10 protein-coding genes are annotated in these 7,536 nt (G+C 46.2%); all 10 read left to right on the forward strand.

Annotated features, from left to right (window positions below; all coding sequences use genetic code 11):
* Positions 1 to 1,539: DNA polymerase (locus tag A3I9_RS0106255; protein ID WP_018378189.1), on the forward strand; the 1,539-nt coding region annotated here is incomplete at its 5' end.
* Between the two features lie 3 nt (positions 1,540 to 1,542).
* Complete coding sequence (locus A3I9_RS0106260) at positions 1,543 to 3,930, forward strand: DNA primase family protein (protein WP_018378190.1); 2,388 nt, start codon at positions 1,543 to 1,545, stop codon at positions 3,928 to 3,930.
* Between the two features lie 367 nt (positions 3,931 to 4,297).
* Complete coding sequence (locus A3I9_RS0106265) at positions 4,298 to 4,564, forward strand: VRR-NUC domain-containing protein (RefSeq protein WP_018378191.1); 267 nt, start codon at positions 4,298 to 4,300, stop codon at positions 4,562 to 4,564.
* The gene (locus A3I9_RS0106270) at positions 4,561 to 5,883 is read left to right on the forward strand and encodes an SNF2-related protein (protein ID WP_018378192.1); all 1,323 of its coding nucleotides are present in this window, start codon (positions 4,561 to 4,563) and stop codon (positions 5,881 to 5,883) included. Before A3I9_RS0106265 ends, A3I9_RS0106270 begins: the two co-directional genes overlap by 4 nt.
* A 3-nt stretch (positions 5,884 to 5,886) precedes the next feature.
* On the forward strand, positions 5,887 to 6,063 hold the full coding sequence (locus tag A3I9_RS13545; protein ID WP_018378193.1) for a hypothetical protein: 177 nt from the start codon (positions 5,887 to 5,889) through the stop codon (positions 6,061 to 6,063).
* On the forward strand, positions 6,035 to 6,190 hold the full coding sequence (locus tag A3I9_RS13550) for a DUF7204 family protein (protein WP_169333652.1): 156 nt from the start codon (positions 6,035 to 6,037) through the stop codon (positions 6,188 to 6,190). Before A3I9_RS13545 ends, A3I9_RS13550 begins: the two co-directional genes overlap by 29 nt.
* Positions 6,187 to 6,399: a hypothetical protein gene (locus A3I9_RS0106285; protein WP_018378195.1), complete on the forward strand. Its 213-nt coding sequence runs from the start codon at positions 6,187 to 6,189 to the stop codon at positions 6,397 to 6,399. The genes A3I9_RS13550 and A3I9_RS0106285 overlap by 4 nt, the downstream gene beginning before the upstream one ends.
* Positions 6,400 to 6,403: 4 nt before the next feature.
* Positions 6,404 to 6,787, forward strand: coding sequence for a DUF7296 family protein (locus A3I9_RS0106290; protein WP_018378196.1), 384 nt, complete (start codon positions 6,404 to 6,406; stop codon positions 6,785 to 6,787).
* Between the two features lies 1 nt (position 6,788).
* Positions 6,789 to 7,088 carry a hypothetical protein gene (locus A3I9_RS0106295; protein ID WP_018378197.1) on the forward strand — a complete coding sequence of 100 codons (300 nt, stop codon included), beginning with the start codon at positions 6,789 to 6,791 and terminating at the stop codon, positions 7,086 to 7,088.
* Between the two features lie 15 nt (positions 7,089 to 7,103).
* Complete coding sequence (locus tag A3I9_RS0106300) at positions 7,104 to 7,502, forward strand: hypothetical protein (RefSeq protein ID WP_018378198.1); 399 nt, start codon at positions 7,104 to 7,106, stop codon at positions 7,500 to 7,502.
* Positions 7,503 to 7,536: the final 34 nt, after the last annotated feature.

Below are 7,536 nucleotides of genomic sequence, written 5' to 3' on the forward strand. Positions count from 1 at the left end.
AAGAATTTGATTAAGTATTTCTCGGTACCCTGTAAGCCTACTAAGGCGAATGGTGGAAGAACTAGAAACTTGCCTGAACATGACCCAGAGAAATGGCAGATGTTTATTGACTACTGTAAGCAGGACGTTGTCGTTGAAATGGCTATCGCAGATAGATTATCTGTTCTCCCTGTGCATGACAGGGAGTGGGTCTATTATACTGCCGACCAACGGATGAATGATAGAGGTGTGGCTTTAGATTTTGAGTTAGTGCAGTCGGCTCTCTACTGCAAGGACGTCAAGATGGAGCATCTCTTTAAGGAGTTGAAATCTATAACAGGACTTGTCAACCCAAACAGTAGGGCGCAGCTTCTGTCTTGGTTAAAATCCCACGGATATACTGCCGGAGGTCTAACTAAGGCAGACGTCCAGAAGGAGTTAAAAACAGCAAGCGGAGAACTGAAACGGGTATTAGAGCTGAAGCTACAAACTGCCATGTCTAGCCTAAAGAAATACGAAGCCATGGAACGTGCTATGTGTTCAGACGGTCGAGTCCATGGGCTGTTACAGTTCTATGGAGCAAGTCGAACAGGTCGCTGGGCAGGTCGAGTGGTTCAAGTTCAGAACCTCGCTAGGAACTACCTCAAGGACTTGGACGATGCCAGAAACTTCGTCAAGGCTCGTGACATCGATGCCGTGGAAATCCTCTACGACAGCCTGAACGATACCCTCAAGCAGTTGGTGCGGACAGCCTTTGTGGCGAAGGAGGGGGCAGAGTTCTACGTCTCTGACTTCTCTGCCATAGAGGCCCGTGTGATTGCCTGGTATGCAGGCGAACAGTGGCGGCTGGATGTATTTCAGACCCACGGTAAAATCTATGAAGCTTCGGCCAGTCAGATGTTTCACATTCCGATAGAGGAAGTGGACAAGGAACTTCGCCAAAAAGGCAAAATCGCGGAGTTGGCTCTTGGCTACCAAGGAGGGCCTGGGGCTCTTCGGCAGATGGGGGCCCTTGAGATGGGCGTTCCTGAAGAAGAGTTGCAGAGCCTGGTTGATGACTGGCGCAGGGCTAACCCGAAGATTATCCAGTTTTGGAAGGACGTGCAGACAGCAGCCCACAAGGCTGTTCGTCAGCGGTCCACTATTCGGATGGGGCGCCTGGTCTTCAAGTATCGCAAAGGATTCCTACTAATTCAGTTGCCCTCTGGAAGGCACCTAGCCTACGCTAGGGCTAAGCTGGAGCCTGGAGACTATGGCGACAAGCTGACCTATGAAGGTCAGGGGGACAAGGCCTATTTCACCAAGCAGGAGACCTACGGTGGTAAGTTGGTCGAGAACATTGTCCAAGCGACTGCCAGGGATATTTTAGCGGAAGCTATCCTGCGACTAGAAGAAAATGGCCACCCCGTGGTTTTCCATGTGCACGATGAGTGCATCGTGGAGACTAGCGGGACAACTATTGAGATTATCAACAACCTCATGGCAGAGGCTCCAGATTGGGCGGAAGGTCTGCCTCTAAATAGCGAGGGCTACGTTACTAAATATTATATGAAGGACTAATATATGGAAGCTTTAAAAATAAGACACGCCCCGCACAAGGAGCTTCATCTATCTGTGGGGGCGTCAAGAACCGCGAAGACTTGGAAGAATATTACGATGACCTGGGAGGAGCTGGTTGAGAGACTAGCGACCCCCACGGTTACGCAGGAGACCTTTGCGGAATACCAGAAGATGTCTAGAGCTGAAAAAGGTCAGATCAAAGATGTCGGCGGTTTTGTTGGCGGTTGGCTCAAACAGGGCAAGCGCCGAAACGGGAACGTTCAAAGCCGGTCGTTCGTGGCGCTGGATGCCGATACACCTTCGGAAGATTTCTTGGACAGATTGGACTTGATGGCTGACTATGCTTACGCACTTTACAGCACGCACAGCCATAGTAACAAGTCCCCCAAGTACCGAATCATTATACCGACAGACCGCTTGATGTTGCCTGATGAGTACGAGCCGGTAGCTCGTTATCTAGCTAGCCAGCTAGGCATGTCCAACTTTGACGACACGACCTATCAGGACGTGCGCCTGATGTACTGGTCCAGTCATGCTAGGGATGCGGACTTTGAGTTTAAATTCAATGATGAGGGGTTCGCTCGCGTGGATGATATCCTGGAGACTTATCCAGACTGGCATGACTCTAGTTTTTGGCCAGAGAGTCCAACCCATGCCGTGCGTCGAACCCGGGAAGCTAAGAAGCAGGGCGACCCGCTGAGTAAGAAAGGGTTGATCGGGGCTTTCTGTCGAACTTACGACATCAGGCAGGCTATCGCTGAGTTTTTACCGGAGGTCTATGCCGAGGGCACAACATCTGACCGCTATACCTACATAGACGGTTCAACGGCTAATGGTCTGGTCCTCTACGACGATGTGTTTGCCTACAGCCATCACGGGACAGACCCCGTGGGAGATACTCTGGTTAACAGCTATGACTTAGTACGGATTCATAAGTTCGGAGACCTAGATGGTGATGCTAAAGACAACACTCCAACTAACAAGCTACCATCCAGTAAGGCCATGAACGAGTGGGTGGCAGAGTTACCCAACATTAAGGCGGAGCTGATGGCGGAGGCTATTGGTGACTTTGATGAACCGCTACCTGCTGACACCGTGGAAGATGACCGCTCCTGGCTGGAGATTGACGAGAGGGGCAACCCCGAGGTCAATAGCTTTATGTTGGCTCAGCAGATTTTGAGAGAAATTCCTATCTGGTATGACGGTCTGGAGTTTCTACGTTATGAGCCTGAAAAAGGCATCTGGATTCCCAACGCTGAAGAGTACCTGCGCAGCTATATCTCGACCAAGAAACTAGGCAAAATCACCAAAATCCGCCACATCAACGAGACGGTGGTGGCAATCAAGGCGCTATCTTTTTCCAAGGAAGCTTTTGCGGAGAGCGACATCTCTAAAATTATTCTAGCTAACGGGGTCTATGATTTACAGACCGACAGCTTTGTCGGTCAGTTTGATCCCGAGTTACATGCTAGATCCAGCCACCCCGTGAACTATGACCCTGAGGCAAGGTGCCCCGTCTTTACGGGTTTCCTTGAAGCGACGGTAGGGCCTGAGAACGTGGACTTTGTCTTTGAGTGGTTCGGCTATAACTTCTACCGTGAGTACACGGTGCAGAAGATGCTATTTATCCAAGGTGCTGGGGGCACCGGTAAGTCAACCCTTATCAATATCTTGCGGGAGATGATCGGGGCGGACAATTACTCAGCTGTTACGCTTCAGTACCTGATGCAAGAGCGTTTTGCCAAGATTGGTCTTTACCGCAAGACCGCCAACTTCGATACAGACGCCAAGCCACAATATCTGGCAGACGGTGCCACTTTGAAGATGTTGACCGGTGAGGACACCATCCACGCCGACCGCAAGAACAAGGAGCCGATTACCTTCTACAACTACGCCAAGCTGAGCTTTGCCATGAATGAACTGCCGCCTATGCGGGATTTCAGCGGTGGTCTCAAGAGGCGGATGTTGATTCTGGAGATGAACAAGGTTTTGACCAAGGAAGTCAAGCAGGAGTTTCCACTTGATCAGATTATGGCTGAGATACCTGGTATCTTCAACAGGGCCATGGCGGGGCTTCGGCAGGTATTAGCCAGGAAAGATTTCACCGTTAGTCAGTCAATGTTGAATAGTGTTGAGAAGTGGGAGAAGGGGAACGACGTTGTGGCTCTCTTCCTAGAAGATGAGTGCGACCTGGGCGAGGACAAGAAAGCCCCTGTGGCAGAAGTCTATCCTACCTACAGGCAGTACTGTCTAGATTCAGGATATAAGCCGCTGGCTAGAAACTCTTTCAATCAACGTCTGCGAGAGATGAATTTTGAAAACAAGAGCGCCAAGGAGGGCGGAAAAGTAGTCAAAAAATGGGTCGGTTTTAGCCTGAAAAACGAGTTTTAGAGGTAACCGTTTGATTTTGAAGAGTGGTTACCTCAGGCAAGAGGTAACCAAGTAACCATTTTTGACAAATTTGTAAAAAATTTGAACAGTTTAGAAAATCGGTTACTTAGTTACCCGAAAATCAGGGCTGGGCTAAAATCGCCCCAAAACGGTTACTTCGGTTACCTTTCAGCTACCTAAAAATTCAATCGTATCAAGGGTTTAACCCTAGAGGTAACCAAGTAACCACTTTTTCTCTATTAACTAATATATAAATAATAAATAAAGATATATAAGGAATACGTGTATAAAGACCACGTGTATATAAAAAGAAAAAGTAAGTTGGAAAAAACGGTTACCCTAACTAGTGATAAAATTGGAGGCAGGGATGAAGTCTGAAAAGGATATTGAAAACTATTTGAAAAAGAAGTGCAAAGGCCTTTGCCTTAAATTCACCAGCCCAGGAACAGTTGGGGTGCCAGACAGGATTGTCATCTTACCTACAGGAATTTTCTTCGTGGAAGTTAAAGCCCCAGGGAAGAAACCTAGGCCTAGCCAGATAGCAATCCATCGAAAGTTGGAAAGGCTGGGGCATAAGGTCTGGGTGGTGGACTCTTACGCATCGGCGGATCGTGCTTTAGAGGAGATGGGATGAAACTACATGATTATCAGGAATATGCCAAGGACTGGATTTTGGAACATTCCTACTGCGGGTTACTACTTGACATGGGGTTAGGTAAAACTTTAACAACTTTGTCTGCCATTGATGAGTTGAAGAATGTTTTTTGTGAGGAGCACAAAGTTCTAGTTATTGCCCCAAAGAAAGTAGCTGAGGAAACATGGTCAACTGAAATCGAAAAATGGGGCTTCGATTTGACCTATTCGAAGGTACTTGGCACCGCTAAGCAACGAACAGCGGCCTTGGAGAAAGAGGCAGACCTCTATATTATCAATCGGGAGAATGTGGTCTGGCTTGTGGACTATTTCAAAACTAGGTGGCCCTTTACGTTTGTTGTCGTGGACGAGCTATCTAGTTTTAAGTCTAGCAAGTCCAAGCGGTTCAGGGCTCTTCGAAAAGTTAGACCGAAGATGGAGCGGTTTGTCGGCTTGACCGGCACGCCTGCACCCAACAGCTTGATTGACCTGTGGCCCCAAATCTATCTCATGGATAGGGGAGAGCGGTTAGGAACTAGCCAGACCAGATACAAAGACCAGTATTTCAGACCTGATAAATACAACGGACCTGTTGTTTATAGCTGGGCTATTCGACCTGGAGCGGAAGAAGATATCTACGGCAAGATTGAGGATATTTGTGTCAGCATGAAGGCTAAAGATTATCTCAAGTTGCCCCCAAGGACGGATAATATCGTGACGGTTAAGCTATCCGACACTAAGGTTTACAAGCAGTTGGAGCAGGAGCTGGTTCTGGAAGTTAAAGGTCAGGAGATTACGGCGGCTAACTCTGCCGTGCTAGCTAATAAGTTATTGCAGTTGGCCAACGGAGCAATTTACGACGACGAGAAGAACGTGACGCCTATCCATGATGACAAACTGGATGCTTTAGAGAGTATTGTGGAAGATAGTCAGGGTCAGCCTATCCTTGTCTTCTACCAGTATCAGCACGACCTATCTCGTATCAAGGCGAGGTTTCCCCAGGCCCAGGAACTGACATCGGTGGAGAAGTGGAATGCGGGCGAAATCCCTATTCTGCTTTGTCACCCGCAGTCAGCGGGCCACGGGCTCAACCTTCAAAAGGGCGGTCATATTATCGTCTGGTTCGGGCTGACTTGGAGTTTGGAGTACTACCAACAAGCCAATGCCAGACTAGACAGACAGGGGCAGACGGAACCCGTTATCATCCACCACTTGGTGGCGGAGAATACGGTAGATGAAAAAGTGCTTAGAATCTTGCAAGGAAAAGAAGCAAAACAAAACGCTTTAATGGAAGCAGTAAAAGCGCAGATTGGAAGGTAAAAGATGATTGAACTAACTAGGAAACAAGCTGATTTTGTTGAAACTATCAGGAAATCAATTTTTGAACCTGAAATACAAGAGCTGACAAGTAATCAAAATATGATGAATGCAGCACTATTGATTGGATATGTAGTAAAGGAGGAAGTTGAACATGGCTTGGACAGTAAGCGTGATATTTGATCACATGGAAATCGATGAAACTCATTATTTTGAAAAAGAAGTGGATGCTGCCAAATGTAAAGCAGACCTGGAACGTAAGTATAGAGGTAAAAAGCTGTACAGTGTGAAGATGGAGAAAGCAAAATGAAACTATTTGATTATTTAGTTCCTACAATTCTAGTTGGATTCCTAATTGTCTTACTAGCAATCACGCAGTCAAGGGTAAACAAACTGGAGCAAGCTGTCCGCATATACGAAGAACGCCAATTGGCGCTGATTAGCCAGGACAAGGCTATCAGAGAGGAATTGGCAGACTTGAAGCGGTACATACAGACAAACGAAGCGAGTGGAGGGTAAGATAATGACAACAGGACAAACTTATTTTTATGTTTTTATGCAAAATAATTCTGGAGGCTACTTTGTGACAGACGAGAATATAGCTTCTGAAATTGTCATAGAAGCAACAGATGGAAATCAAGCCGCAAAGCGATTGATTGAGATTGTAGGTCAAAAGCCAGAATATACGGAATTTTGTCCGTGTTGTGGTAGTCGCTGGTCTCCAGAATATCCCGACGTTTACACGCGTTACTGGGTTACAGATGAACAGAAACAAGAATTTGAAGAAGAGAGTAACGGCAGACAGGCTATATTCTACCCATTAGAGGGGGAACATAGACGCATACCGTGGATGAGATATGGTATGTACGAGTATCTTCCACATCCAGAATTTGATTCGGAGGATTGAAATGAACAAACAAGATAACACTATAAAGAAAGCAATTATATTACTAATTTTAATGGCGCCATCTATGATTTGGAGCGGATTCGTAATCAGATATGGCTGGAATCACCTTATTAGCACAATAGATGGTGTGCCTAATATTACCATGGTACAAGCTATTGCAATTGATGTTTTGGTTAGTTATTTAGTAGCAAGTAATAAAAATGACAACACCGAGCTGGATTACGCCAAAGTAGCAGCAAAAATTATTATACAACCGTTGATCACATTGCTACTATTTTGGGTATTGACTCTATTTATGTAGGAGAAAGGGAATACTATGAATTACAAAGTAACAGTAAACGGAAAAGAAATTGAATATGGTCCATTGGTGGAACGGTCAAGATTCTCAGAAGAAGAGTGGCAGGCAATTCATCAAGAAATTGTGAAACAAAATCAACCAGAAGTTTTTGAAAAGAAAAAAGATGACACTGACTATATCAGTGCATTCGGTGCATTGATTGCACTTGAAGAACGGTATGAAGCTCTATTGGAAGCATTGCCACAAGAAAGCTATTCATACGCTGGAACACATCCAATGTGGGTTGCAAAAGCAGTTGAAGAGAATACCTTGAACAAAGAAATCACAATGGAAGATGTTGCTGATATGGTTGATCGTTGTGAAACGCTTGATGACCTGAAGGAAGAATTGACTGATTATTTTGAGCTGGAGGATTGAAATGAACATACAGAGCGGAGAAGCGAGTGGAGGG

It is taken from the genome of Streptococcus ovis DSM 16829 (assembly GCF_000380125.1).
GTDB lineage: Bacteria > Bacillota > Bacilli > Lactobacillales > Streptococcaceae > Streptococcus > Streptococcus ovis.

Bases quoted from the DNA above. Each gene is read 5' to 3' on its own strand.
- A3I9_RS0106260 (WP_018378190.1), top strand. From the start codon at position 1,543: ATGGAAGCTTTAAAAATAAGACACGCCCCGCACAAGGAGCTTCATCTA.
- A3I9_RS0106265 (WP_018378191.1), top strand. From the start codon at position 4,298: ATGAAGTCTGAAAAGGATATTGAAAACTATTTGAAAAAGAAGTGCAAA.
- A3I9_RS0106270 (WP_018378192.1), top strand. From the start codon at position 4,561: ATGAAACTACATGATTATCAGGAATATGCCAAGGACTGGATTTTGGAA.
- A3I9_RS13545 (WP_018378193.1), top strand. From the start codon at position 5,887: ATGATTGAACTAACTAGGAAACAAGCTGATTTTGTTGAAACTATCAGG.
- A3I9_RS13550 (WP_169333652.1), top strand. From the start codon at position 6,035: ATGGCTTGGACAGTAAGCGTGATATTTGATCACATGGAAATCGATGAA.
- A3I9_RS0106285 (WP_018378195.1), top strand. From the start codon at position 6,187: ATGAAACTATTTGATTATTTAGTTCCTACAATTCTAGTTGGATTCCTA.
- A3I9_RS0106290 (WP_018378196.1), top strand. From the start codon at position 6,404: ATGACAACAGGACAAACTTATTTTTATGTTTTTATGCAAAATAATTCT.
- A3I9_RS0106295 (WP_018378197.1), top strand. From the start codon at position 6,789: ATGAACAAACAAGATAACACTATAAAGAAAGCAATTATATTACTAATT.
- A3I9_RS0106300 (WP_018378198.1), top strand. From the start codon at position 7,104: ATGAATTACAAAGTAACAGTAAACGGAAAAGAAATTGAATATGGTCCA.